Origin of the sequence: Serratia sp. X10 (assembly GCF_017811775.1) — a bacterium.
GTDB lineage: Bacteria > Pseudomonadota > Gammaproteobacteria > Enterobacterales > Enterobacteriaceae > Serratia > Serratia ureilytica.
Genome location: NZ_JAEIOH010000003.1, coordinates 768331 through 791139 on the forward strand (window position 1 = coordinate 768331; position 22809 = coordinate 791139).

Sequence of the window (22809 nt, forward strand, 5' to 3'; positions counted from 1 at the left end):
ACCCGAGGCCACTCTGATGCCCAACAACATCAGGTTAGCCTCTTACCCGCCGCAAGGCAAGGATAGGGAGGTCAAAAATGCAGCAAAAACGGGTCGTGCTTAAGCTGGTGATCGTCTGTATGACGCTGATCGCGTTCATCTGGCTAACCCGCGGTTCGCTGTGCGAACTGCGCATCAGGTTGGGAGACTCGGAGGTTGCGGCCACTTTGGCTTACGAATCCGAACGGTAAGGCAACCCAACGGCGGGGTTCGCCCCGCCCGTTGGCTGATGGTGTCGGGCAGGATCCACGAGCACCCGCCTTTTCAGCCGCTGACCGTCAGCTTGTCATAGCCGCGCAGGCGGTAATTCACCACCGACACCAGCCAGCAGAAAATGAACACGGCGATCACCCAATAGCCCATCTCCCCCAGATGATCGTTGAGCCGCGCGACGGCGTCCCACAGCGGGCCGGACAGCGCCAGCTTGTCGGCGATAAGCCCGAGCGCTTCGATGCCGCCGATAAACACCGCGATGATCACCGACGCCGCCGTGATGGTCATGTTGTAGTACAGTTTGCGGATCGGTTTGGAGAACGCCCAGCCGTAAGCGCCAATCATCACGAAGTTGTCGATGGAGTCGATCAGCGCCATGCCGGCGGCGAACAGCGCCGGGAACAGCATGATGCTCCACAGGTTCATGCCGTGGCCGGCGCCGGCGGCCGAAATCCCCAGCAACCCGACCTCGGTGGCGGTGTCGAAGCCCAGGCCAAACAAGAAGCCCACCAGGTACATGTGCCAGCTCTGATTCACCAGCCTGAACAGCGGGCGGAAGCAGCGCGCCAGCGCACCGCCGCCGCTCATCAACAGATCCAGCGATTGATGCGCAGGCAGCTCGCCCGCCTTCACCTGCCTGAAAGCGCGCCACACGGAGATCAGCACCAGCAGGTTGATAAAGGCCACCGTCAGCAGAAACAGCGCGGACACCAGCGTGCCGATCAAACCGCCGGTTTCGTGAAACCAGCCCATCTGTCGGCTGAACATCATCGCCGTGGCGGCAATGGCGGCCGAGGCCAGCACCACGATGGTCGAGTGGCCGAGCGAGAAGAAGGTGCCGACCGCCACCGGCGTTTTGCCCTGTTGCATCAGCTTGCGGGTCACGTTGTCGATCGCGGCGATGTGATCGGCATCCACCGCATGGCGCAGACCAAAACTGTAGGCCAGCAAGGCGGTGCCCATCAGCGCCGCATTGTCTTTGAACACCGCCAGCGCCAGCAGCCAGACAACGACGTTGACCGCCACCAGCCCCAGCAGCAGGGCTACCGCCCGCCGCCGGGCCGCGCCATGCAATCCTTCGGAAATTACCGCCATACCCACACTCCCGTTTTCTCGTTATGTTGAAATCAATGGATTAGCGCCGCGCCGCGATCACCGCCGGATTGGCGCTCAAAAACAACCAGGACGCGATCACGAACGGCATGGTCAGCGACGGCATCCCCAGCGGAGCCAGCAAGGTATTGAAAGCCCCCTGCACCAGCACCGTGAAAATCACGCCGAGCAGCGTATAGATAAGCACCCGCCGGCCGGGCGGGTTGAAGACGGAACCCAGCGCCACCGCCGTCAGCACCGCGCTGAAAGCATACAGCCCGGCGAAGACCGCCTGCGGATCGGCGCCGATCGCCAGCGCGGTGATCACCGCCAGCAGGGCGCCGAAAAAACCCAGCAGCATCGCGCGTGGCGACGAAACCGCCAGCCCGAGCAACAGCAGCACGCCGCCGCTCACGCTGCTGCACAAAAAGACCTGGGAGACACCGTGCAACGCGCCGCTCAACACCTCCGCCAGGTCGGGATGTGGGTTGAACACCGCGCCGTCCGCCGGGATGGCAGCCGGCGGCAACCGCACATGCCGCAGATGGCTGAACGGGTAGCTGGCCAGCAGCACCGTCCAGGTGGTCAGCACGAAAGGCGCGGTCAGCGCGGCGATCTTCCAGGTGCGCAGCAGCCGATTGAGGCCGACGGTGACGATCACCGAGATCGCGCAGCTGAAGATCACGCCGATCCACAGCCAGACAGAGGGCAGCAAAAAGGTCGGCAGCGCGGCGCCGACCAGGCAGCCGTTGTAGCCATAGAGACCGGTGCGCAACGCTGCGCGCTCGTCCACCAACCACGCCGCGCTGAGCGTCGCCGCCGCCGTGCCCAGCAGGCAGCCGAAGGCCACCTGCGGCAGCCCCTCTTCCCAGGTGCCCACGAAAATGGCGATGAAAAACAATAATCCAGTCAACGGGTTATTTTGAAACATCACCTGCGAACAGCCGCGCAGCACCGCATCCGTCACCGCCGCTATTCGGCTGCGGGCGCACAACGCCGCCCAACTCCACTTTGTCGTCATGACCGCTTCCCGCTGCAGACTAGCGCCAGATAAAAGGCTCAGGCAGCGTCACGCCCAGGATCTCCTCCCGGGCGACGCGCCAGAAAGCGCGAACCGCCGCCTTCACCTGGCGCGCCTCTTTGCCCAATGCCTTAAAGATCAGCCCGCACTCATTGGGCAACCGGCTGACGCCGCTGGCGATCCCCTCAGCCTCGTCATAGCGGGGCGCGATGCGATCGAGGATCCGCTGATGATGCTCGGGCGGCGTCAGCAGGATCACATTGCCGAACACATCGAACGCCCCCATCACGCCGACCCCGTTCAGCGGGTGTTTATGCGGTTCCAGCACATAGCGCTCGACAAACAGCGTGTTGCCCTCGGGGCGACAGGCGCTGATGCGCGAAGAGTAAACGTCGAACCTGAAACCGCGATCCGCCTGATGGTGTTTGCGCCCCGACATCAGGATCTCGCCATAGAGCAGCGTCGCCGTGGGGTGCAGCGTAATGCGGGTATCGGTAATGAAGCGCGAGCCGCAGTGAGGGATCACCGGATCGGGCATCATCTCCAGATAGCTGCCCTCTTCGAGCGTCAGCGTCTGCATCTGCGCCGCGTAGTTATTTTCCATGGCGTGGATCTTGGTCGCCGATTGAGTGGTGACATGCCCGCAGGCCTGGGGGGCGACCTGCACCTCGAGCGTCAGGCGATCGCCCTGCAAGATGCACCCCGAGGTGGAGATGACGAATACGCACGGCATCTGCGGCAGCGCCTCGTCCCAATACAGCGCCCGCTGCACCAGAAACGGCACGCGCCGCTCCATTTGCCGCAGCACGCTGCGATGCCCGTTTAGCGCGAACTCCAGCCGCAGATAACCGGTTTTGCCTACGCCACCGCTGGCCATCTGCGGCGGCTCATCCTGATAGTCGGCCAACTCCGGCGCGTCGGCGCCGAGCTGCGCAACGCGCCTCGCCGCTTCGCTGACCGCTGTCATACCGCCGCCGAGGGCGCGTGGGTGAACAGGAAATCACGCATGATCATGTCCACCAGTTCGTCGATACCTTCACCGGTTTTGCAGTTGGTGAGGATATAAGGCCGCTCGCCGCGCACCACGCGCGTATCGTGCTCCATCACCGCCAGGCTGGCGCCGACGTACGGCGCCAAATCGATTTTGTTGATCACCAGGATGTCGGCCTGCACCAGGCCCGGGCCGTTTTTGCGCGGGATCTTTTCCCCTTCGGCGACGTCGATAACGTAGATGTAAAAGTCCGCCAGCGCCGGGCTGAAGGTCAGCGTCAGGTTATCGCCGCCGCTCTCGATCATCACCACGTCGCTACCCGGGAAACGGGCCTCCATCTCCTCCACCGCGGCGATATTCATGCTCGGATCCTCGCGCACCGCGGTATGCGGGCAGGCGCCGGTTTCCACGCCCAGAATTTTCTCCTCGTCGAGGATCCCCTTGAGCGTGCGCTTGACCTGTTTGGCGTCTTCGGTAGTGACGATGTCGTTGGTGATGATTAACGGGCTGATGCCCCGTTCGATCAGGCGCGGCGTAATGACTTCGATAATCGCGGTCTTGCCCGAGCCTACCGGGCCGCCGATGCCAATGCGGGTAATTTTCTTCACTCTGCTCGTTCCTTTGTCATTAGTTGCTGAACAGTCGGGTAAATGCGCCGACGTGCAGCGCGGCCAGGACGTCGGTCACCGGCGCGTAAGAGGCCATTTGTTCAACGCCGCCGCGTTCGGCTTCGTCACAAAAAACGTCGATGTCCCGGTTGAGTTGAAACAGGATGCGTTGGGTGTCGATATGAGTGACGCGCATCAGGCGCATGGCGGCGCTGAGCATGGTCATCGCTACGCCGTACTGGTGCATCACCGCCACCTCGCGCGGCCCCGCGCCCAGCGCCGTCATCACTACCGCCTGCGTCACCGGATAGGTGCCGGCGGCGCGGCCGGTTTTGATCTGCTCAAGCCACCAGATCACCTGGGGCTCATCACAGATGGCCGCCGTCATTTCCGCCAGCTTCTTTCCCATCCTCACCACCATGCTGCGGCCTTCTTCATTCAGCTTGCGGTTGAACAGCGCCCAGTCGTGCCCGATAACCGCCTCGCGATCGCCCCCCTGCAGCGCCCGGCAGGCCGCCGCAACCGCCCGGCCGTCGCCGCCCGCCGCCTGTTGCAAAGCGGTGCGGGTGAACGATTTCAGCGTGTCGACATCGCGCACGATGCCGGCCTGGATCGCCGACTCGACGCCATTGGAAAAGGCAAACGCCCCCACCGGCAGCACCGAATCGGCAAATTGCAGGATGCGAATCAGCTGAACGGCGTTCATTTCAGCGTGATCACATGCTGGCCGAGAAACGGGCTATCGACATGTACATGGGTGGCGGAATCCTCCGCGCCGCCGAACAGCAGGCGCGCTTCCGGCTGGGTCAGATGCGGCAAAATGCTTTCACCCTTCACGAACGAATAAGGCAGCGCATGAAAGCCGTGGGTTTTCATCACCGAATCCATCACCTTGGTCGCCACCGTCAGCGGAATAAAGATGCGATCGCCCTTGATGACTGACTTCCAGTGCTGATTGCCCAGCGCATGCCCCAATTCGAACGCGGTCTTCAGCACCGTCGCCATATCGGTCGCCAACAGCGACTGCAGGTGGATCACCATCACGTCGCGCAGGTTCATCTGCACCACCACCGCGCTGCGGTTCGCTTCGTCCCAAAGCAGCACATCGCCGTCGGCCAGCACCTGGTGACGATCGAGGGAAATGCCGAGATCCTGACCATCGCGGGTGGTTTTGCGGCAGCGGCTTTTCTGCGCCTCCCACTGCGAAAGCGCCAGCACGTCCAGCGAGGCGTGTTGCAAGCGCTCACGCCAGTCGGCATCCCGTTTGATATTGCCGAGTATCTTTTCAATCACGATCATGAGCGGCGGTTCCTAGCTGAAGAAGTAGCGTTGATTAAGCACGGCGGTGGCGATCGGTTTCACCGTGGCGTGTTCGCCGTTGACCTTGACGGCGAAGGTTTCGGGGTCCACCTCGATGTGCGGCGTTTCCGCATTGCGCACCATGTCCTGTTTGGAGATCGCGCGGCAGTTATGCACTGCCATCACCTGCCGCTCCAGCCCCAGTTTCTCTTTGATGCCGTCGTGCAACGCCGCGCCGGAGACGAAGGTGACGCAGGTTTCCTGCAGCGATTTGCCCATGGCGCCGAACATCGGTCGGTAGAACGTGGGCTGCGGCGTCGGCAACGACGCGTTGGGATCGCCCATCACCGCCCAGTTAATCATCCCGCCCTTGATCACCAGCTTCGGCTTGGCGCCGAAGAAGCGCGGCTCCCACAGCACCAGATCGGCCATCTTGCCGACCTCGACCGAACCCAGCACGTGGCTGATGCCCTGCGCGATCGCCGGGTTGATGGTGATCTTCGCCACGTAGCGCAGCACGCGGAAGTTATCGTGTTCCGCCGCATCTTCCGGCAGCTTGCCGCGCGCGGCTTTCATCGCGTGCGCCGTCTGCATCACCCGCAGCCAGTTTTCGCCAACCCGCCCCATCGCCTGGGAGTCGCTGGAAAACATCGACAGCACGCCCATGTCGTGCAGCACGTTTTCCGCGGCGATGGTTTCCGGCCGCACCCGGCTTTCAGAAAACGCCACGTCGGCCGGCACATTGGGGTTGAGGTTGTGGCACACCATGATCATGTCGAACAGTTCGGCCTGACTGTTGATGCCGAACGGCAGTGTGGGGTTGGTGGAGCTCGGCAAGACGTTCATCTGCGCGGCAACCTTGATTATATCCGGCGAGTGCCCGCCGCCGGCGCCTTCGGTGTGGAAGGTGTGGATAGTACGCCCTTCGAAGGCGTCGATGGTGTCCTCGACGTAGCCGCCCTCGTTCAGGCTGTCGGTATGCACCGCCACCTGAATATCCATGTCGTCGGCCACCCGCAGCGCGTGGCGCAGCGCCGAGTTGGTGGCGCCCCAGTCCTCATGCACTTTCAGTCCGGCCACGCCGGCGGCGATTTGTTCGACCAACGGCGCAGCGTGCGAAGCGTGCCCCTTGCCGAGCATCCCCACGTTGACCGGCATGTTCTCGAAGGCGCGCAGCATGCGGTGGATATGCCAGGGCCCGGCGGTCACCGTGGTGCCGTTGGAACCGTCGGTCGGCCCGACGCCGCCGCCGAAGAAGGTCGTCACGCCGTTGGAGAGCGCATGTGCGGCCTGCTGCGGCGAAATGAAATGAATGTGCGTATCGATGCCGGCGGCGGTCAGGATCAGGTGTTCGCCCGAGATGGCGTCGGTGCTGACCCCCACCACCATGCCGGGCGTGACGCCGTTCATCATCGCCGGGTTGCCGCTTTTGCCAATGCCGGCGATCAGGCCGTTTTTAATGCCGACGTCCGCCTTGATCACCCCTTGCCGGGCGTCCAGAATGGTCACATTGGTAATGACCAGATCCAACACATTATCGCTGGTTAATCGGTTATCGGCGCCCATGCCGTCGCGCAGCGACTTACCGCCGCCGTAGACCGATTCCTCACCGTAACCGCGCAGATCTTTTTCTATTTCAATAAACAGTTGCGTATCGCCCAAGCGAATTTTATCGCCGGTGGTCGGGCCGAACAGCCCGGCATATTCCTGCCTGGAGATCGTTGGCATGCTTTATTCCTCGTCCGTCTTGATGGGCGCCTGGTCGCGGTTTTTATAACCCAGCTCAATAGCTCGCTTTACATCTATAGTTTTCTTTACTCTTTCACCGGCGGCTACCGGGCTGTCGCCCGCCCAACCGTCCACCAGATTATTAAAACCATAAACCGTTTGCTTGCCACCGATGGCAATAAGCGCCACCTCGATTTCATCGCCGGGTTCAAAACGGATCGCCGTCGTGGCGGTGATATTTAACCGTTTACCAAAGGCGGCGGCGCGATCGAACTGCAGCGCTTTGTTGGCTTCGAAGAAATGAAAGTGTGAGCCGACCTGAATAGGCCTGTCTCCGGTATTGCGCACCGTTAAAATAACCGTCTCGCGATCTTCATTGAAGGTGATGGGATTTTCGGACAGGATATAGCCGCCTGGCGGCACGTGCTTTTCTTTGTCATGCTTTTTCATCGGAATACCTGTGCTGATAAAGTTTATCCGTGGCTCTCAGAGGACGCGCTTATTGGATCGGATCGTGCACCGTCACCAGGCGGCTGCCGTCGCTGAATATCGCCTCGACCTGCACATGCGGGATCAAGTCCGCCACGCCGTCCATGACGTCATCGCGGCTCAAAACCTGCCGCGTGTCGTTCATGACTTCTTCCAGCGTTTTTCCCTCGCGGGCGCCTTCCAGCGCCGCGGTGGTAATAATGGCCACCGCCTCGGGATAATTAAGCTTTATCCCTCTGGATTTTCGTTTTAATGCGACGTCAGCCAGGGTATAGACCATCAGCTTTTCGATTTCTCTTGGCGTTAATTGCATGGAGCACTCCGATCTCGATAGAAATAATCAGACAAAGTGAGGCCAAAGGTTACTTATAATTAATAACCTTGCGTTATTTATTTACGGTTGTCAGGCACTCGAATAATCTAGGAGGTAATATTGAGATAATCAACCCGCTGCTTTATTCAAACCCAAGCATGAGCCATCCCATTTCCTAAAAAAGTAACGACGACATGATAGCTTTTATCGATAAAAAGTCTTTTTTCACCTTCCCACTCCCACAATAAAACGATCAAAAAAAGAACGGATGGCGTTTTTTTATTTTACTCACTGCCATGAAAGCCAGATAAATAAGCACTCTCTTTATGGATGGCATTAATATTAAAGACATGTAACCAACGGTCAAAAAATATAATTAAATTTACAAATAAGATGCGAGTGAAAATACCTTTTTAGTTAAAAACAATTTATCTGTTCTGTTACTGATGCCAATAAGTTATTAAAAAAAAACCGGCCGCAGCCGGGTTTGCCTCATTACTGTCGGGCTCTTCAGCCTTGCTGACGAATGCGCGCCAGCAGCGCGTCGATATGCTCGATCTGCGGCGCATTGACGATCAGCGTGCGCCCCAAACCCAGCGCATGACGCTGACAGTCGAGGCGCATGTCGGCGTCGGCGATGCTGTCCAGATCGGCGACGTGCGCCAGGCCGATAGTGCGCCGAATCAGCTCGGTGCCGCAGTACCCTACCGCATCAGTCCAGACCTGCTGCAGGAACTGCTCGGCGTAACCCGGCGTCGCCAGCGCCGCATCGCGGCTTTGCTGATGGCACAGCGCCAGGAAACGATCGGCAAAGATCAGCCACAACTCGCGCACATCCTGCAGACGCTGCTCGCGCCCGGCGGCGGCGTCGCGCGGCCCGAACAGCCCAGGCTGGCCGCAATAGTTGAGCAGCAGATTGCCTAACGCAGTGCCGACATCAAAACCGATCGGGCCGTAGAAACCGAATTCAGCGTCGATCGCTTTCAATCGCCCTTCCGCCACGAAAATTGAACCGCTGTGGATATCCCCGTGCAACAACGCCTCCGCCTTGCTGAGGAAGCGGTGTTTCAGGCCGGCGACCGCCAGCTTCAGCGGCGCATCCTCACGCAGCGCCTGCACCTGCGGCAACAGCGCCGCCTCGAACTGATTGCGCTCATGGTCGATATAGGGATCGGTAAAGAACAGATCTTCGGTGATCTGGCACAGCTCGGGGTTGGTGAAGCGGCTGACTTCCGCTTTTTTCTGCTGCGCCGACTGATAAAAATCGGAGGTGTGGAACAGCGTCTGCGCCAGGTATTCCGCCAGCTGACCGGCCGCCAGCGGATGATAGTTCCCCTGCACCAGTTCGCTGCGCCAGATGCGATGATCGGAGAGATCTTCTTGCACCATCACCGCCAACTCGGGATCGTGGTGCAGGACTTTTACCGTATGTCGCGGGCAGAAACCGCCGTGGATCAACAGCGTTTCCGCTTCGATGCGCGCCCGATCCAGCGTCAGCGGCCAGGATTCGCCCACGCAGCGCACGTATGGCAACGCCTGTTTGACGATCACCCGGCTCACGCCTTCGCGATCGCGGATCTTGAACACCAGGTTCAGGTTGCCGTCGCCGATCTCGTCGGCGCTGACCAGCGCTTGCGGATCGGCCACCTGCCCGTATTGGCGGGCGTATTCAACGGCATCGGCAGCCGTAAACGTACGATAAAGCGACATTCCCCAACCCCTCTGTTCTCTTTCACTGACCCCAGCGATTCTGTTTATTTAGACGTAAAAGCATTTGGACGTCTATACATCTGGAAGTCATGTTGGCAGAATAGCGTTTCAGATGCAATAACCTCGCAACAAGGAATTAACCGCCGATGCAAGCGCTTAACACCACCAGTTTGTCCCTGCGGGACAACCGCCTTTGGATCCTCGATCAGCAAGCCCTGCCGCAGGAAAAGCGGTGGCGCGCCTGCGACAGCGTGGAGGAGTTGGTCGGGCACATTCACAGCCTGCGGGTGCGCGGCGCGCCGCTGATCGGGCTGTCCGCCAGCCTGCTGTTGGCGCTGCTGGCGGAACGCGGTGTGCCGCGCGCCGAGCTGGAACAGGCGCTGCACACGCTGCGCGCCGCCCGCCCGACGGCGGTCAACCTGATGAACAATCTGGATCGCATGAAGCTGGCGCTGGCGGAGCCTGACTGGGCGCCGGCGATGGTGAACGAAGCGCTGCGGCTGGTGGAGGAAGATCGCCAGCTGTGCGATCGCATCGCCGATCACGGCGCTGGGCTGGTCAAGCCCGGCAGCCGCCTGCTGACCCACTGCAATACCGGTGGATTGGCCACCGCCGGCGTCGGCACCGCCATCGGCGTGCTGCTGCGCGCCCACCAGCAGGGCAAAGTGCAACAGGTATGGGTCGATGAAACCCGGCCGCTGCTGCAGGGCGGCCGTCTGACCGCCTGGGAGCTGGGCGAGCTGGGTATTCCCTATCGCCTGATCTGCGATTCGATGGCCGCCAGCCTGATGGCGCAGGGCCAGGTCGATGCGGTGTGGGTCGGCGCGGATCGCATCGCCGCCAACGGCGACGTCGCCAACAAGATTGGCACCTACAGCCTGGCGGTGCTGGCGCACTACCATGGCATTCCATTCTACGTGGCTGCCCCGCATACCACCCACGATCCGCACTGTCCGGACGGCGCCGCCATCCCGATCGAGCAACGCGCGGCGGCCGAAGTCACCGGCGTTTCAGGCAGCTTCGGCGCCTGCCAGTGGGCGCCGGCCGATGCGCCGGTCTGCAATCCGGCGTTCGACGTCACGCCGACCAAGCTTATCAGCGGGTGGGTGTTCGATAGCGGCGTGATCACGCCGCAGCAGGTTGAAGCGGGGATTTTCCAGCGGGCGCTGGGTTAACGCCCGCCGGTTGAGATCAGTCCAGGCGCGGATAGGCATCGGCGATCGTGTCGCCGGTGAAATGCGCCACCCAGCCTTCCGGGTTGTCAAATACCCGGATCGCGGTAAAGTGCGGCGCCGAGCCCATATCGAACCAGTGACGGGTGTTGGCCGGCACCGAGATCAGATCGTTCTTTTCGCACAGGATCTGGAAGATCTTGCCGTCCAGATGCAGGCAAAACAGCCCCGACCCTTCAACGAAAAAGCGCACTTCATCCTCGCCGTGCGTGTGTTCGGACAGGAATTTTTCGCGCAGCGCCTGACGCTGCTCATGGTCCGGCCGCATGCTGATCACGTCCCAACTCTGGTAGCCCTTTTCCGCCACCAGCCGGTCGATCTCATGCTGGTAGGCGGCGATCACCGCCTCCGGCTGCGGGTTGTCGCCCAACTCGCGATCCGCCTGCCAACGCTCAAAGCGCACGCCGATCTGCGCCAGCTGGCGCTGGATTTCCTGCGCGTCGCGGCTCTGCCACAGCGGCTGCTGCGGTGCTGTATCACTGAAAATGGTCAATCCACTCATGAGACAAACTCCCCTAAATCGATGTGATCAAAACGGCTGACCTGCGGATGCCGGCTCTGTGCGTCCGCCTCATCGCGGATCAGCTGGCAGGTATGCCAGCCGGCGGCCTGCGCGGCGTCCAGCTCCTGGTGAATATCGGACAGGAACAGCAGTTCGTCGGGCGCGATACCGATAGCCTGCGCGATGTTGCGGTACGACGCGGTTTCACGCTTGGCGCCGACGCGGGTGTCGAAATAGCCGCTGAACAGCGGCTGCAGATCGCCGGCGTCGCTGTGGCCGAACAGCAGCTTTTGCGCCTCCACCGAACCGGAAGAATAAACGTAAAGCTTCAGCCCCTGGCGCTGCCAGGCGGCCAATTGCCCGGCGACCTCCGGATAAAGATGTCCGCGGAAGTCGCCCTCGCGATAGCCGCTGCGCCAGATGATGCCCTGCAGCGCCTTGAGCGCGGTGGATTTGCGATCTTCATCCATAAAGCGATACAGCGCGGCGATCAGCGCGTCGAGATCCGCCTGCGGCTGGTCAATTTCAGCGCGCAGCGCCGCCAACGGCGCGGCGACTTCGCTCTCCGTGGCGTGACGGCGTACAAAATCCGCCAGCCGCTCGCGGGCATAGGGAAACAGCACCTGATGCACGAAGCGAATATCGCTGGTGGTGCCTTCAATATCGGTCACGATAGCGCGGATCATTTCGCCTCCAGCAAGCGACGTTGCAGTTCACACTGGAACAGGAATTCCAGCCCTTCGAGATGGCGGCGGGCTTCCGCCACCTGGCTTCCCCAGCAATAAAGACCGTGGCCGCGCACCAGAAAACCGTACTGCAGCGGCGTGACCTCGGCATAGGCCGCGACGCGCGACGCCAGCCGGGGAATGTCCTGATCGTTATCGAAAATGGGGATCGCCACGCTGTCCAGGTGGCTGCGCTGACCGGCGAGCGACTTTTGCATTTCGTACCCCTGCAGCACCAACGCATCGCCGCGTTCCACCCGCGACAACACGGTGGCGTTGACGGAATGGGTATGCAACACCGCGCCAAGGTGCGGGTACAAGCGATAGAGCAGCGTATGCAGCCCGGTTTCCGCCGACGGCGTACGGCCGCTCGGCACGTGATTGTCAGCGATATCCACCCGCAGAAAATCGGCGGCGCTCAGACTCCCTTTGTCTTTGCCGGACTCGGTGACCAGGCACTGGCGTTCGTCGAGGCGCAGCGACATGTTGCCACCGGTCGCCGGACACCAGCCTTTGTCGCCAATCCAGTGGCAGGCCGCCAGTAATGCGTTAAGTTGCGGATTCTCCGTCATTGTTATCGTTTCCCGTTCGGTATAGCGGTCAGCAGGTGAAGCTTAGCCAGCTGCGCGACAGGCTAAGCACTTTTTCGCATTTAGCCATCTAAGCGTCTTGATTGCCAAATACTAGCATCGTGTTATATTGACGGCAATATAAGCGCCTGGAGTATTCACCTGCTATGAGCACTTCCGCATTGATTCCCGACAGTAAACTGCCCGCCCTGGGCACCACCATCTTCACCCAGATGAGCGCGCTGGCGCAGCAGCATCAGGCGATCAACCTGTCACAGGGCTTCCCTGATTTTGACGGGCCGGACTACCTGAAAGCACGCCTGGCCTGGCACGTCGCCCAGGGCGCCAACCAATATGCGCCAATGACCGGCGTGGCGGCGCTGCGCGAAGCCATCGCCGACAAAACCGCCGAGCTATATGGCTGGCAGCCGGATGCCGGCAGCGAAGTGACCGTCACCGCCGGCGCCACCGAAGCGCTGTTCGCCGCCATCACGGCGCTGGTGCGCCCCGGCGATGAGGTGGTCTGTTTTGATCCGAGCTACGACAGCTACGCGCCGGCAGTGACGCTGGCCGGCGGCGTACTCAAACGCCTCGCCCTGCAGCCGCCCGCGTTTGCCGTGGATTGGCAACGGTTCGCCGCCGCGCTGTCGCCGCGCACCCGCCTGGTGATCGTCAATACGCCGCACAATCCGTCCGCCACTGCCTGGCAGGCGGAAGACATGCAGCAGCTGTGGCACGCCATCGCCGAACGCGAGATCTACGTGCTCAGCGACGAAGTCTACGAACACATCTGCTTCGCCAAAGGCGGGCACGCCAGCGTATTAGCCCACCCACAGCTGCGCCAACGGGCGATCGCGGTGTCCTCCTTCGGTAAAACCTTCCACATGACCGGCTGGAAAGTGGGTTACTGCGTGGCGCCCACCGCGCTGAGCGCCGAGGTGCGCAAGGTGCATCAATATCTGACCTTTTCGGTCAACACCCCGGCGCAGCTGGCGCTGGCGGATAGCCTGCGCGCCGAGCCGGAGCACTGGCGACAGCTGCCGGCATTCTACCGCGCCAAGCGCGATCGCTTCGTGCAAGCGCTGGCGAGCAGCCGACTGGAAATTTTACCCTGCGCCGGTACATACTTCTTGCTGGCGGACTACAGCGCCATCTCCGATCTGGACGATGTGGCGTTCTGCCATTGGTTAACCGAGCACGTGGGCGTGGCGGCCATTCCGCTGTCGGTCTTCTGTGCCGATCCTTTCCCCCATAAATTGATCCGGCTGTGCTTCGCTAAACAGGACGCCACGCTGGATGCAGCTGCGGAGCGGTTATGTCGACTTTAAAAATTACCCTGTTGCAGCAACCTCTGGTCTGGCGCGACGGCCCCGCTAACCTGGCCGCCTTCGACGCGTTGCTGGCACCGATCGTCGGGCGCGATCTCATCGTCTTGCCGGAAATGTTCACCACCGGTTTTGCCATGGATGCCGGCGAGAGCGCCCTACCCGAACAGCAGGTGATCGACTGGCTGCACGGTTGGGCGGTGAAAAGCCACGCGCTAATCGGCGGCAGCGTGGCGTTGAAAACCGCCGAAGGTGCGGTCAACCGTTTCCTGCTGGTGGAGCCGGGCGGCCAGGTGCACACCTATGACAAACGCCACCTGTTCCGCATGGCCGGCGAACACCTGCACTACCAGGCCGGCAACCGGCGTGAAATTTTCGAGTGGCGCGGCTGGCGCATCCTGCCGCAAATCTGCTACGACCTGCGTTTCCCGGTTTGGGCGCGTTACCAACAGGATTACGATCTGGCCCTGTACGTCGCCAACTGGCCGGCGCCACGCAGCAAACACTGGCAAACGCTGCTGGCGGCGCGGGCGATTGAAAATCAGGTGTATGTGGCGGGCTGCAACCGGGTGGGCGACGATCCGAACGGCCTGAACTACAGCGGAGACAGCCTGATCATCAGCCCGCAGGGCGAGATCCTGGCGGATGCCGAGCCCGGCGCAGCCGCGCGGCTGGACGCCGAGCTGTCGCTGGAAACCCTGCAGAGTTACCGCAGCGCCTTCCCGGCCTGGCGCGATGCCGACAGCTTTCTGCGTCTTGATTGATTAAACGCGATCCCAGCCGGCGATCGTCAGGCAATAGGCCTGGATCGCCAGCGCGACGTCCGCCTGCCGCACCGCTTCAGCCGGATGATGGCTGACGCCGCCGGCGCAACGCACGAACAGCATGCCGACCGGCCATTGCGCCGCCACGGCGATGGCGTCATGACCGGCGCCGCTCGGCAGCGCCAGACTCTGCCCCTGTACCTGCTCGACGGCCGCCTGCCAGCGGCGCTGCAGATCGCTATCGCAGGCGGTGGCGTCAATGCGGTAAAACTCCTCGCTGGCGAAGCGCGCTCCGCGGCGTGCGCAGATCGTCTGCGCCTGCGCCAGCAACGTCGCCAACAGCGCCGCCAGCGGCGCATCCTGCGGGCCGCGCACGTCGAGCGTCAATCGCACTTCGCCCGGGATCACGTTGGCCGCGCCCGGCAGGCTCTCGATGCAGCCGACGGTGGCCACCAGATGCGGATCGGCGGCGCGGGTCAACGTTTCAACCGCCGTTATCCATTCCGCCGCGGCCGCCAGCGCGTCTTTGCGCTGCCCCATCGGCACCGTACCGGCATGGCCCGCCTCCCCGCTAAAGACGCAGTTAAGCCGACGCGCGCCGTTGATCGCCGTCACCACCCCCAGCGCCAGGTCGGCCGCCTCCAGACATGGGCCCTGTTCGATATGCAATTCCAGATAAGCGCGGATTTCCTGCGGCGCGCGGCGCGCCTGCGCGATCGCCGTCGGCTCCAGCCCAAAATCGCGCATGGCCTGCGCGATGCTCACCCCGTCCGCGTCAGTCTGCGCCAGCCATTCCTGCGGCCATTGGCCGGTCAAGCCGCGGCTGCCCAGCAACGTCACGCCGAAGCGAGCGCCCTCTTCGTCGGCAAAGCCGATCACCTCCAGCGCCAGCGGCAAACGGCGCCCCTGGCGGTGGTATTGCGCCACCGTTTCCAGCGCCGTGAGCACGCCGAGCATGCCGTCATAACGCCCGGCGTTGCGCACCGTGTCCAGATGCGAACCGAGCAGCAGCGCGGGGGCGCCGGGCGTGAGGCCTTCATAACGGCCACAGATATTGCCGACGCTGTCTTGCCACACCCGCATGCCGCTCTCGCGCATCCATTCGCCCACCAGAACGTTGGCGCGCCGATGTTCCGCAGACAGATAAAGACGCGTCAGTTTACCGGGCTCCGCGCTGATCGCCGCCAGCTCATCACAGCGCGCCATCACCCGCGCGGCGGCCTGCTGCGCTTCCTGCGGCGTCATTCTGGCCGTCCTGCATCGTACAGGTTCCAGGCCGCCTGGAGGGCCTCCCCCTGTTGCGTGGCGAAGCCCAACCGGTTCAACACCGCCTCCAGCGCCGCCAGCGTTTGCAGCACGCAATCTTTGCGCGCGTTGTAGCCCATGGTGCCGATGCGCCAGATCTTGCCCTGCAGCGGGCCGAACGAGGTGCCGATTTCGATGGCGAAATCGTTCAGCATCATCTGCCGCACCTGCTCGCCGTGCACCTGCGGCGGGATCATCACGCCGAGCACGTTATTCATGCGGTGCTCGAGATCGCCGAACACCGCCAGCCCCATGCCTTGGATGCCCGCCAGCATCGCCGCGCCGTGCAGCCGGTGGCGGGCAATGGCCTGATCCAGCCCTTCCTTGAGGATCACCCGCGCGCATTCTCGCGCCGCGAACAACATGCTGGTGGCTTCGGTATGGTGATTCAGGCGTTCCGGCCCCCAATAATCCATGATCATGCCGAGGTCGAAATAGTTGGAGTAGATCATCTCGTCGTCGCCGTCGGCATGTTCGGCGGTGCGGATCCCCTCCTCCACGCATTTGCGACGGCGTACGATCTCTTCAAACTGCGGGCTGAGGGTGATCGGCGAACTGCCTGAAGGGCCGCCCAGGCACTTCTGCAGCCCGGCGGAGACCGCATCCAGCCCCCAGGCGTCGGTCTCCAGCGGGTTCCCGCCAAAAGACGCCGTCGCATCGGTATAGAACAGCACGCCGTGGCGGCGGCAGATATCGCCCAGCTCATGCAGCGGCTGCAGCATGGTGGTGGACGTGTCGCCCTGCACCGTCAGCAGCAGGCGCGGGCGCACCCGCTTAATCGCGTCTTCGATGCGATCGGCGCTGAACACCTCGCCCCACGGCGCGTCGATCGTGTGTACCTCGGCGCGACAACGGCGGGCAATTTCGCACAGCAGATGTCCAAAGCGGCCGAATACCGGCACCAGCACCTTATCGCCCGGACGAATGGCAGAAACCAGCAGCGCCTCGATACCGGCGCGCGAGGTGCCGTCCACCAGCATCGTCCAGCGGTTTTCGGTGCGGAACAGCGCGCGATATAGCGCCATGACCTGATTCATGTAACCGGTCATTGCCGGATCGTACTGGCCGATCAGTTGGCTCGACATGGCGCGCAGCACGCGCGGATCGGCGTTGATCGGCCCCGGCCCCATCAGCAGGCGCGCCGGCGGGTTAATCTGTTCGAATTGCGGAGTAGTTAGCATGTTATTTCCTTACCAGCTTAATAACTTGTCATTTTATTTGCCGAAATCAGGCTTCTGACAACCCGCGCACAGAAGCGATAAACTGTTTCAATTCCTGCGTTTGCGGATTGGCGAACAGCGTGCGGCTATTTCCCTGCTCCCACACCTTGCCCTGGTGCATGAATACCACCCGGTCGCCCACCTCGCGGGCGAAGCTCATTTCATGAGTGACCAGAATCAGCGTCATGCCCTCTCGCGCTAACTGTTCCAGCACCTTCAGGACTTCACCCACCAGCTCGGGATCCAGCGCCGAGGTGATCTCATCGCACAGCAACACCTTCGGTTTCATCGCCAGCGCCCGGGCGATCGCCACCCGCTGCTGTTGCCCGCCGGAAAGGTTGGCCGGCGCGTAATGCATGCGTTCACCCAATCCCACCTTGTTCAGCATCTGTTCGGCCAACTCGCGGCACTCGGCAGCGCTTTTTTTCAGCACCCGGCGCGGCGCCAGCATCACGTTTTCCAGCGCCGTCATATGCGGGAACAGGTTGAAGTTCTGAAACACCATGCCAATCGAGCGGCTGATTTCACGCGCCTGCGAATCGCGATCGGTGATGGTCATGCCGCCCAGTTTGATGCTCCCTTCCTGATACCCTTCCAGCCCGTTGATGCAGCGCAATAGCGTGCTTTTACCAGATCCGCTGCGGCCGATGATCGAGACCACCTGCCCCATGTCGATATCCAGATCCACGCCCTTCAACACATGATTCTGACCGTAATATTTTTGAACCTGATTAATGGTGATGATCGGCATGGCATTTCTTCTCCAGATAATGGCTGTAACGCGACAAGGGATAGCACATCAGGAAATAGCCCAACGCGACCAGACCAAACACCTTGAAGGGCTGATAAGTCACATTGTTCAGCATGGTGCCGGCCTTGGTCAGCTCGACGAAGCCAATGATCGACGCCAAGGCGGTGCCCTTGATCACCTGAACCGAGAAACCGACGGTCGGCGCAATGGCGATACGCACCGCCTGCGGCGTGATGACGCGCATCAGCGTCTGCGCGAAACTCAGCCCGAGACAACGGGCTGCCTCCCACTGACCTTTCGGCAAGGCGGCGATGCTGCCGGACCAGATATCCACCAGAAAAGCGCTGGTGAATAGCGTCAGCGCCAGCGCGGCCGCGGTCCATGGGCTGACGTCGACGCCGAACAGCGCCAGACCGAAAAACGCCAAAAACAGCTGCATCAGCAGCGGCGTGCCCTGAAACAGTTCCGCGTAAACGCGGACAAAACGCATTGCCCAGCGGCGCTTGCTCAGGCGCATCAACACCAGCGGCAGCGCCACCAGCGTGCCGCCGAAAAATGCCGTCAACGACAGCAGCAGCGTCCAGCGAGCCGCCAACAGCAGATTGCGCACGATGTCCCAATCGGTAAACGTCAGCATCAGTTCCGGCTCCCTAAAAAACGCCGCCCGGCGGCCAGCAACAGTTGACGCATCAACAGCGACAACAACAGATAAAGCAGCGCCGTCACCAGATAGACTTCGAAGCTGAGGAAGGTGCGCGACTGGATCAGGTTGGCGGCGAAGGTCAGCTCTTCGAATGAGACCTGCGACACCACCGAGGATCCCAGCATCACAATGATGCACTGGCTCACCAACGCCGGATAAATACGCTGCAGCGACGGCGGCAGTACGATGCGTAAAAAGGTCTGGCTGCGGCTGAGCCCCAACACGCGTCCCGCTTCCCACTGCCCCTTCGGCGTGACCTGAATGCCGGCGCGAATAATTTCGGTGCTGTAGGCGCCAAGGTTGATCACCATCGCCAGCAGCGCCGCCTGCCCGGCCGTCAGTTTCCAGCCCAGGCTCGGCAGGCCGAACACGATGAAGAACAACTGCACGACGAACGGCGTGTTGCGCACTACTTCGACGTAAACGCCCCAAAGGCGGCTCAGCGCGCCGACCCGGCCGCTGCGGATCGCCGCGCCGCAAATGCCCAGCGCAACCCCCATCAACGTCGCCAGCGCCGTCAGCGCCATCGTCGTCAGTAACCCCGCCAACAGCTCAGGCATGTAGGGCCAGAGCGCGGAGAAATTCAGCTGATAGGTCATCCGCCGCTCCCGTTATGCGCCAAAACCATCGGGCAGCGGCGCCTTCAACCATTTCTCCGACAGGCCATTCAGCGTCTTGTCCGCCAGCGCCTGTCCAATCAGCGCATCCACCGCCGCTTTCAAGGCCGGTTCTCCCTGGCGCAACCCCACGAAACACGGCGAATCTTTCAACATGAACTTGGCGGTCGGCGCCTTGCCCGGATTCTGGCGCGCCAGGGCGCTCACCACCATGTTACCGGTGGCGATGTACTGCACCTGCCCGGAGAGATAGGCCGACAGCGTTGTGTTGTTATCCTCATAACGCTTGATCTGCGCCCCTTTAGGCGCGCCGTCGCTCAGCACCATATCCTCCACCGCACCGCGCGTGACGCCGACGGTCTTGCCATCGAGCTGCGCCATGTTCGCCAACGCGCCGTCTTTCGGACCAAAGACCCCCAGGAAGAACGGCGCATAGGCGCGGCTGAAGGCGATGGTCTTTTCACGCTCCGGATTTTTGCCCAGGCTGGAGATCACCAGATCCACTTTATTGGTCTGCAGATAGGGCACCCGGTTGGCGCTGGTGACCGGCACCAACTGCAACTTAAGTTTCATCTTATCGGCCAGATAACGCGCCATATCGATGTCATAACCCTGGGGCTGCAGATCGGTGCCCACCGAGCCGAATGGCGGGAAATCCTGCGGCACAGCCACGCGCAGGACGCCGCGCTGCCGGATCTCTTGCAATTGATCCGCCATGGTCGGCGCGGCCTGCGCCAGCAAGGCGATCCCGGTGAAAACCGTCCACAGCGTTTTTTTGATGTTCATAGCGTATCCCCGATGGTGAAAAGATGAAACAAAAGATTCTTACACCACAAGCTCTGCAACTAATGTGCCAATCGAAAATACGTCGAACCCATGCCTTAACTGGCACTGATTAACGAGAAAAAACCTGCCGACCTCAGCGAGCCGGCGACGGAGAAAGGGAAAGCAGGCAGGCCAGAGATGCACCAAAAATGTGCATCAGCACCAAAAAGCGCCGGTTAGCGCGGTTCCAGTTCGTCCAAATCCTGATACAGACCGGCAATATGATGAATACGCGATCGCCCCTGCTCCAACATCTCATGCAGCAGGGCGTTGCTGAGCAGGTTGCATAAGCTCATGGCGGCTGAATAGCTGTCGAAGGCGGAGACGCTGTCCAGCGAAGCGGCCAAATGCCAGTCCGCCAGCGGGATCAGCGCCTGCGCCTGCGGTTCGCAGATCAACAGCGTCGGCACCCGGCGAGTCTGCAGCTGCGTCAGTATCGCCTTGAGCTGACGCGGCCGGCGCCGAAACGCCACCACCACCGCCATATCCTGCGGCGCGAGATCGACCAGCTCCTCCGCCAGCGTCTGGCCGGGCTGCGGCATCAGCATCACCCGCTCCCGCACCTGCATCAGCTGCTGACGCAGATGCATGGCTATCGGATAGCTGTTGCGAAACCCCAGCAGCGCGACCCGCCGCGCCCGCGCCAGCGCGGCGATCACCGCGCCGAATTGCTCCACATCGAGATGGCTCACCCAGTGCGAGAGGTTAGCCATTTCCTGCTTGTAATGCCGCGCCAGCAGCGTATTGCCCTGCACCGCATGCCTCTCGTCGGTCACCGGCATGCCGCTCTGGCGCAGGGTGCGCAGCTCAGCGCGCATGTCCTTGTAGCTGCGATACCCCAACCGCTTGAACAGCCTGCTGACCGTGGCTTTAGAAACCCCGCTCAAGCGCGCCAGCTCGGCGCTGTTGTAACTGATCAGGTCGTCGAAATGATCGAGGATAAAGTCGGCGACGCGCTGTTCCTGCGGCGCCAATTGCGGATATTCGTTGCGCAGGCGTTCATCGAAGGGCTGCATCATCACTCTCGCTGTAACTTTTGTTTCACCGGAACATAGCACGCCCCGGCCCCTCTCTGACAAGCAATTAATCGTCCTGATTAAAAGTGGAACGCCTCTTGCTTCTGTTACCCGAACGCTCACCTCAGACAAGGGCAGAAACATGATTAACAGCAATACCGCGCCACAGGGCATGGCGGTCACTCCACACCATCTCGCCAGCCAAAGCGCGCTGGCGGTGCTGCGCGAAGGCGGCAACGCCATTGAGGCGATGGTGGCCGCCGCCGCGACCATCGCCGTGGTCTATCCGCACATGAACGGCATCGGCGGTGACGGTTTCTGGCTGATCGTGCCGCCGCAGGGCGAGCCGCTGACCATCGACGCCAGCGGCGCCGCCGGCTCGCTGGCGACGCCGGCGCTGTACGCCGGAGAAAGCCGCATCCCGCAGCGCGGCCCAAAAGCGGCGTTGACCGTGGCCGGCACCGTCGGCGGTTGGCAGGAGGCGTTGGCCTATTCGGCCGAACTGGGCGAAACGCCGCTGCCGCTGTCGCGGTTGCTCGCCGACGCCATACGCTACGCCGCCGACGGCATTCCGGTCACCGCCTCCCAAGAGGCGGCGACGCGCAGCAAACGCCACGAGCTGGAGGAGTTCGCCCCCTTCGCCCGCATTTACCTGCCGCAGGGAAAGATCCCGCTTGCCGGCCAACGATTCTGCCAACCGCAGCTGGCCGATACGCTGATCGCACTGAGTGAGGACGGGCTCGACAGTTTTTATCGCGGCCCGCTGGCTGAAAGCATGGCGGCGGACATGGCGATGTTGGGCATGCCGCTTACCGCTCAGGATCTGGCGAGTTATCGGCCATGCCGCCGTCCTCCGCTGCGCCTGGAACACCAAAAAGGTGAAATATTCAATCTGGCTCCCCCGACCCAAGGGCTGGTGTCGCTTGCCATCCTCGGGCTGACCGACCGTCTGCCGCTGGTCGGACAGAGCGAAGGCGCCGTGGTGCACGCCGTGGTCGAGGCCACCAAGCTGGCGTTCGATCTGCGCGACCGTTTCATCACCGATCCGCGCCACATGACGCAGGATCCGCAGGCGCTGCTGGCGGCCGAACATTTGGATAGGCTGGCCGGGCGCATCGACGGCCAAAAAGCGGCCGACTGGGGCCAGGGCAAAGGACCCGGCGATACGGTCTGGATGGGGGTGATGGACAGCAGCGGCCTGGCGGTCTCCTTCATTCAGAGCATCTACCACGAATTCGGCAGCGGCGTGGTACTGCCGAACAGCGGCGTCCTGTGGCAAAACCGCGGCGCCTCTTTCAGCCTGGACGCCGATCATCTGCTGGCGCTGGCGCCGGGCAAGCAGCCGTTCCATACGCTGAACCCGGCCGCCGCCCGGCTGTATGACGGACGCACGCTGATCTACGGCTCGATGGGTGGTGACGGCCAGCCGCAGACTCAAGCGGCGTTATTCGTGCGGCATGTGGTGCAAGGGCTGCCGCTGCAGCAGGCGATCAGCGCGCCGCGCTGGCTGCTGGGGCGAACCTGGGGCGAAAGTTCGGACTCGTTGAAGCTTGAGGGGCGCTTTAACGCGGCGACCCTCGACTATCTGCGACAGCGCGGCCACGCCGTTGAACTGCTGCCGGCGTTCAGCGAAACGGTCGGCCATGCCGGCGCCGTCGTACGCCACACCAACGGCATGTTCGAAGGCGCTTTCGATCCGCGAAGCAACGGCAGCGCCGCCGGCTTCTGACTCTCTTATTTATCGGGATCGCT

The 22809-nt window shown here is 62.0% G+C and carries 25 protein-coding genes; 5 read left to right on the plus strand and 20 right to left on the minus strand.

Translation table 11 applies throughout. From position 1 onward, the window contains the following. Window positions 1–77: 77 nt before the first annotated feature. Window positions 78–230 (plus strand): Hok/Gef family protein, encoded by a 153-nt coding sequence (locus tag J9788_RS14110; protein ID WP_004930217.1) that lies wholly within the window; start codon window positions 78–80, stop codon window positions 228–230. A 73-nt stretch (window positions 231–303) separates the two neighbouring features. Here J9788_RS14110 and J9788_RS14115 read toward each other — a convergent pair whose 3' ends face one another. The 10 genes from J9788_RS14115 to mtnK all read right to left on the minus strand — a co-directional run bounded on the left by J9788_RS14115 (window position 304) and on the right by mtnK (window position 9503). Continuing rightward, the gene (locus J9788_RS14115; protein ID WP_046897651.1) at window positions 304–1347 is read right to left on the minus strand and encodes a HoxN/HupN/NixA family nickel/cobalt transporter; all 1044 of its coding nucleotides are present in this window, start codon (window positions 1345–1347) and stop codon (window positions 304–306) included. 40 nt (window positions 1348–1387) lie between these two features. After that, window positions 1388–2365 carry an urea transporter gene (gene yut, locus J9788_RS14120; RefSeq protein WP_182265064.1) on the minus strand — a complete coding sequence of 326 codons (978 nt, stop codon included), beginning with the start codon at window positions 2363–2365 and terminating at the stop codon, window positions 1388–1390. Between the two features lie 19 nt (window positions 2366–2384). Beyond that, window positions 2385–3332, minus strand: a complete 948-nt coding sequence (locus J9788_RS14125) for an urease accessory protein UreD (RefSeq protein ID WP_182265065.1) — start codon at window positions 3330–3332, stop codon at window positions 2385–2387. Further along, window positions 3329–3964 carry an urease accessory protein UreG gene (ureG, locus tag J9788_RS14130; RefSeq protein WP_182265066.1) on the minus strand — a complete coding sequence of 212 codons (636 nt, stop codon included), beginning with the start codon at window positions 3962–3964 and terminating at the stop codon, window positions 3329–3331. Before ureG ends, J9788_RS14125 begins: the two co-directional genes overlap by 4 nt. A 19-nt stretch (window positions 3965–3983) precedes the next feature. Further along, window positions 3984–4670 carry an urease accessory protein UreF gene (locus J9788_RS14135; RefSeq protein ID WP_182265067.1) on the minus strand — a complete coding sequence of 229 codons (687 nt, stop codon included), beginning with the start codon at window positions 4668–4670 and terminating at the stop codon, window positions 3984–3986. Then, the gene (ureE, locus tag J9788_RS14140) at window positions 4667–5263 is read right to left on the minus strand and encodes a hypothetical protein (RefSeq protein ID WP_049189018.1); all 597 of its coding nucleotides are present in this window, start codon (window positions 5261–5263) and stop codon (window positions 4667–4669) included. Before ureE ends, J9788_RS14135 begins: the two co-directional genes overlap by 4 nt. Before the next feature lie 12 nt (window positions 5264–5275). Continuing rightward, a complete protein-coding gene (locus tag J9788_RS14145) occupies window positions 5276–6991 on the minus strand; it encodes an urease subunit alpha (RefSeq protein ID WP_042783732.1) in 1716 nt (571 codons plus the stop codon). Window positions 6992–6994: 3 nt separating this feature from the next. Next, window positions 6995–7441, minus strand: a complete 447-nt coding sequence (locus tag J9788_RS14150) for an urease subunit beta (RefSeq protein WP_182265068.1) — start codon at window positions 7439–7441, stop codon at window positions 6995–6997. 49 nt (window positions 7442–7490) lie between these two features. Continuing rightward, on the minus strand, window positions 7491–7793 hold the full coding sequence (locus J9788_RS14155) for an urease subunit gamma (RefSeq protein WP_025160087.1): 303 nt from the start codon (window positions 7791–7793) through the stop codon (window positions 7491–7493). A 510-nt stretch (window positions 7794–8303) separates the two neighbouring features. Continuing rightward, window positions 8304–9503 carry an S-methyl-5-thioribose kinase gene (gene mtnK / locus J9788_RS14160; RefSeq protein WP_046897644.1) on the minus strand — a complete coding sequence of 400 codons (1200 nt, stop codon included), beginning with the start codon at window positions 9501–9503 and terminating at the stop codon, window positions 8304–8306. Between the two features lie 146 nt (window positions 9504–9649). On the opposite strand from mtnK, the gene mtnA reads away from it, so the two are divergent. After that, window positions 9650–10678, plus strand: a complete 1029-nt coding sequence (gene mtnA / locus J9788_RS14165) for an S-methyl-5-thioribose-1-phosphate isomerase (RefSeq protein WP_182265069.1) — start codon at window positions 9650–9652, stop codon at window positions 10676–10678. Between the two features lie 16 nt (window positions 10679–10694). Here the strand turns inward: mtnA and J9788_RS14170 are convergent, their stop codons facing one another. From J9788_RS14170 to J9788_RS14180, 3 genes are read right to left on the minus strand one after another with little or no spacing between them, the layout of a single operon-like run. Continuing rightward, window positions 10695–11237 (minus strand): acireductone dioxygenase, encoded by a 543-nt coding sequence (locus J9788_RS14170; RefSeq protein ID WP_182265070.1) that lies wholly within the window; start codon window positions 11235–11237, stop codon window positions 10695–10697. Beyond that, window positions 11234–11923 (minus strand): acireductone synthase, encoded by a 690-nt coding sequence (gene mtnC / locus J9788_RS14175; protein ID WP_046688277.1) that lies wholly within the window; start codon window positions 11921–11923, stop codon window positions 11234–11236. The genes J9788_RS14170 and mtnC overlap by 4 nt, the downstream gene beginning before the upstream one ends. After that, window positions 11920–12534, minus strand: a complete 615-nt coding sequence (locus J9788_RS14180) for a methylthioribulose 1-phosphate dehydratase (protein WP_033651006.1) — start codon at window positions 12532–12534, stop codon at window positions 11920–11922. Before J9788_RS14180 ends, mtnC begins: the two co-directional genes overlap by 4 nt. A gap of 164 nt (window positions 12535–12698) precedes the next feature. Between J9788_RS14180 and J9788_RS14185 the strand changes: the two genes are divergently transcribed. Further along, entirely contained in the window at window positions 12699–13859 is a 1161-nt protein-coding gene (locus J9788_RS14185; RefSeq protein ID WP_182265071.1) for a pyridoxal phosphate-dependent aminotransferase, read from the plus strand. Beyond that, complete coding sequence (locus J9788_RS14190) at window positions 13847–14620, plus strand: amidohydrolase (protein WP_182265072.1); 774 nt, start codon at window positions 13847–13849, stop codon at window positions 14618–14620. Before J9788_RS14185 ends, J9788_RS14190 begins: the two co-directional genes overlap by 13 nt. Here the strand turns inward: J9788_RS14190 and hpxK are convergent, their stop codons facing one another. The 7 genes from hpxK to J9788_RS14225 form a co-directional block, all read right to left on the minus strand. Further along, complete coding sequence (gene hpxK, locus J9788_RS14195; RefSeq protein WP_099785087.1) at window positions 14621–15865, minus strand: allantoate amidohydrolase; 1245 nt, start codon at window positions 15863–15865, stop codon at window positions 14621–14623. After that, window positions 15862–17106 carry an alanine--glyoxylate aminotransferase family protein gene (locus tag J9788_RS14200; protein ID WP_182265073.1) on the minus strand — a complete coding sequence of 415 codons (1245 nt, stop codon included), beginning with the start codon at window positions 17104–17106 and terminating at the stop codon, window positions 15862–15864. Before J9788_RS14200 ends, hpxK begins: the two co-directional genes overlap by 4 nt. A gap of 46 nt (window positions 17107–17152) precedes the next feature. After that, the gene (locus tag J9788_RS14205) at window positions 17153–17896 is read right to left on the minus strand and encodes an amino acid ABC transporter ATP-binding protein (protein WP_033641954.1); all 744 of its coding nucleotides are present in this window, start codon (window positions 17894–17896) and stop codon (window positions 17153–17155) included. Beyond that, window positions 17877–18533, minus strand: coding sequence for an amino acid ABC transporter permease (locus J9788_RS14210; RefSeq protein WP_033634111.1), 657 nt, complete (start codon window positions 18531–18533; stop codon window positions 17877–17879). The genes J9788_RS14205 and J9788_RS14210 overlap by 20 nt, the downstream gene beginning before the upstream one ends. Further along, window positions 18533–19198 (minus strand): amino acid ABC transporter permease, encoded by a 666-nt coding sequence (locus tag J9788_RS14215; RefSeq protein ID WP_046897637.1) that lies wholly within the window; start codon window positions 19196–19198, stop codon window positions 18533–18535. Before J9788_RS14215 ends, J9788_RS14210 begins: the two co-directional genes overlap by 1 nt. Before the next feature lie 12 nt (window positions 19199–19210). Next, entirely contained in the window at window positions 19211–20002 is a 792-nt protein-coding gene (locus J9788_RS14220; protein ID WP_046897636.1) for a transporter substrate-binding domain-containing protein, read from the minus strand. Between the two features lie 215 nt (window positions 20003–20217). Beyond that, window positions 20218–21057: a MurR/RpiR family transcriptional regulator gene (locus tag J9788_RS14225; protein ID WP_182265134.1), complete on the minus strand. Its 840-nt coding sequence runs from the start codon at window positions 21055–21057 to the stop codon at window positions 20218–20220. Window positions 21058–21199: 142 nt separating this feature from the next. Between J9788_RS14225 and J9788_RS14230 the strand changes: the two genes are divergently transcribed. Further along, window positions 21200–22786, plus strand: a complete 1587-nt coding sequence (locus J9788_RS14230; RefSeq protein WP_046897635.1) for a gamma-glutamyltransferase family protein — start codon at window positions 21200–21202, stop codon at window positions 22784–22786. The last annotated feature ends 23 nt before the right edge of the window (window positions 22787–22809 follow it).

Excerpts from the sequence above, each read along its gene's own strand:
- J9788_RS14110 (WP_004930217.1), top strand. The coding sequence starts at position 78 with ATGCAGCAAAAACGGGTCGTGCTTAAGCTGGTGATCGTCTGTATGACG.
- J9788_RS14115 (WP_046897651.1), bottom strand. The coding sequence starts at position 1,347 with ATGGCGGTAATTTCCGAAGGATTGCATGGCGCGGCCCGGCGGCGGGCG.
- yut (WP_182265064.1), bottom strand. The coding sequence starts at position 2,365 with ATGACGACAAAGTGGAGTTGGGCGGCGTTGTGCGCCCGCAGCCGAATA.
- J9788_RS14125 (WP_182265065.1), bottom strand. The coding sequence starts at position 3,332 with ATGACAGCGGTCAGCGAAGCGGCGAGGCGCGTTGCGCAGCTCGGCGCC.
- J9788_RS14135 (WP_182265067.1), bottom strand. The coding sequence starts at position 4,670 with ATGAACGCCGTTCAGCTGATTCGCATCCTGCAATTTGCCGATTCGGTG.
- ureE (WP_049189018.1), bottom strand. The coding sequence starts at position 5,263 with ATGATCGTGATTGAAAAGATACTCGGCAATATCAAACGGGATGCCGAC.
- J9788_RS14145 (WP_042783732.1), bottom strand. The coding sequence starts at position 6,991 with ATGCCAACGATCTCCAGGCAGGAATATGCCGGGCTGTTCGGCCCGACC.
- J9788_RS14150 (WP_182265068.1), bottom strand. The coding sequence starts at position 7,441 with ATGAAAAAGCATGACAAAGAAAAGCACGTGCCGCCAGGCGGCTATATC.
- J9788_RS14155 (WP_025160087.1), bottom strand. The coding sequence starts at position 7,793 with ATGCAATTAACGCCAAGAGAAATCGAAAAGCTGATGGTCTATACCCTG.
- mtnK (WP_046897644.1), bottom strand. The coding sequence starts at position 9,503 with ATGTCGCTTTATCGTACGTTTACGGCTGCCGATGCCGTTGAATACGCC.
- mtnA (WP_182265069.1), top strand. The coding sequence starts at position 9,650 with ATGCAAGCGCTTAACACCACCAGTTTGTCCCTGCGGGACAACCGCCTT.
- J9788_RS14170 (WP_182265070.1), bottom strand. The coding sequence starts at position 11,237 with ATGAGTGGATTGACCATTTTCAGTGATACAGCACCGCAGCAGCCGCTG.
- mtnC (WP_046688277.1), bottom strand. The coding sequence starts at position 11,923 with ATGATCCGCGCTATCGTGACCGATATTGAAGGCACCACCAGCGATATT.
- J9788_RS14180 (WP_033651006.1), bottom strand. The coding sequence starts at position 12,534 with ATGACGGAGAATCCGCAACTTAACGCATTACTGGCGGCCTGCCACTGG.
- J9788_RS14185 (WP_182265071.1), top strand. The coding sequence starts at position 12,699 with ATGAGCACTTCCGCATTGATTCCCGACAGTAAACTGCCCGCCCTGGGC.
- J9788_RS14190 (WP_182265072.1), top strand. The coding sequence starts at position 13,847 with ATGTCGACTTTAAAAATTACCCTGTTGCAGCAACCTCTGGTCTGGCGC.
- hpxK (WP_099785087.1), bottom strand. The coding sequence starts at position 15,865 with ATGACGCCGCAGGAAGCGCAGCAGGCCGCCGCGCGGGTGATGGCGCGC.
- J9788_RS14200 (WP_182265073.1), bottom strand. The coding sequence starts at position 17,106 with ATGCTAACTACTCCGCAATTCGAACAGATTAACCCGCCGGCGCGCCTG.
- J9788_RS14205 (WP_033641954.1), bottom strand. The coding sequence starts at position 17,896 with ATGCCGATCATCACCATTAATCAGGTTCAAAAATATTACGGTCAGAAT.
- J9788_RS14210 (WP_033634111.1), bottom strand. The coding sequence starts at position 18,533 with ATGCTGACGTTTACCGATTGGGACATCGTGCGCAATCTGCTGTTGGCG.
- J9788_RS14215 (WP_046897637.1), bottom strand. The coding sequence starts at position 19,198 with ATGACCTATCAGCTGAATTTCTCCGCGCTCTGGCCCTACATGCCTGAG.
- J9788_RS14220 (WP_046897636.1), bottom strand. The coding sequence starts at position 20,002 with ATGAACATCAAAAAAACGCTGTGGACGGTTTTCACCGGGATCGCCTTG.
- J9788_RS14225 (WP_182265134.1), bottom strand. The coding sequence starts at position 21,057 with ATGCAGCCCTTCGATGAACGCCTGCGCAACGAATATCCGCAATTGGCG.
- J9788_RS14230 (WP_046897635.1), top strand. The coding sequence starts at position 21,200 with ATGATTAACAGCAATACCGCGCCACAGGGCATGGCGGTCACTCCACAC.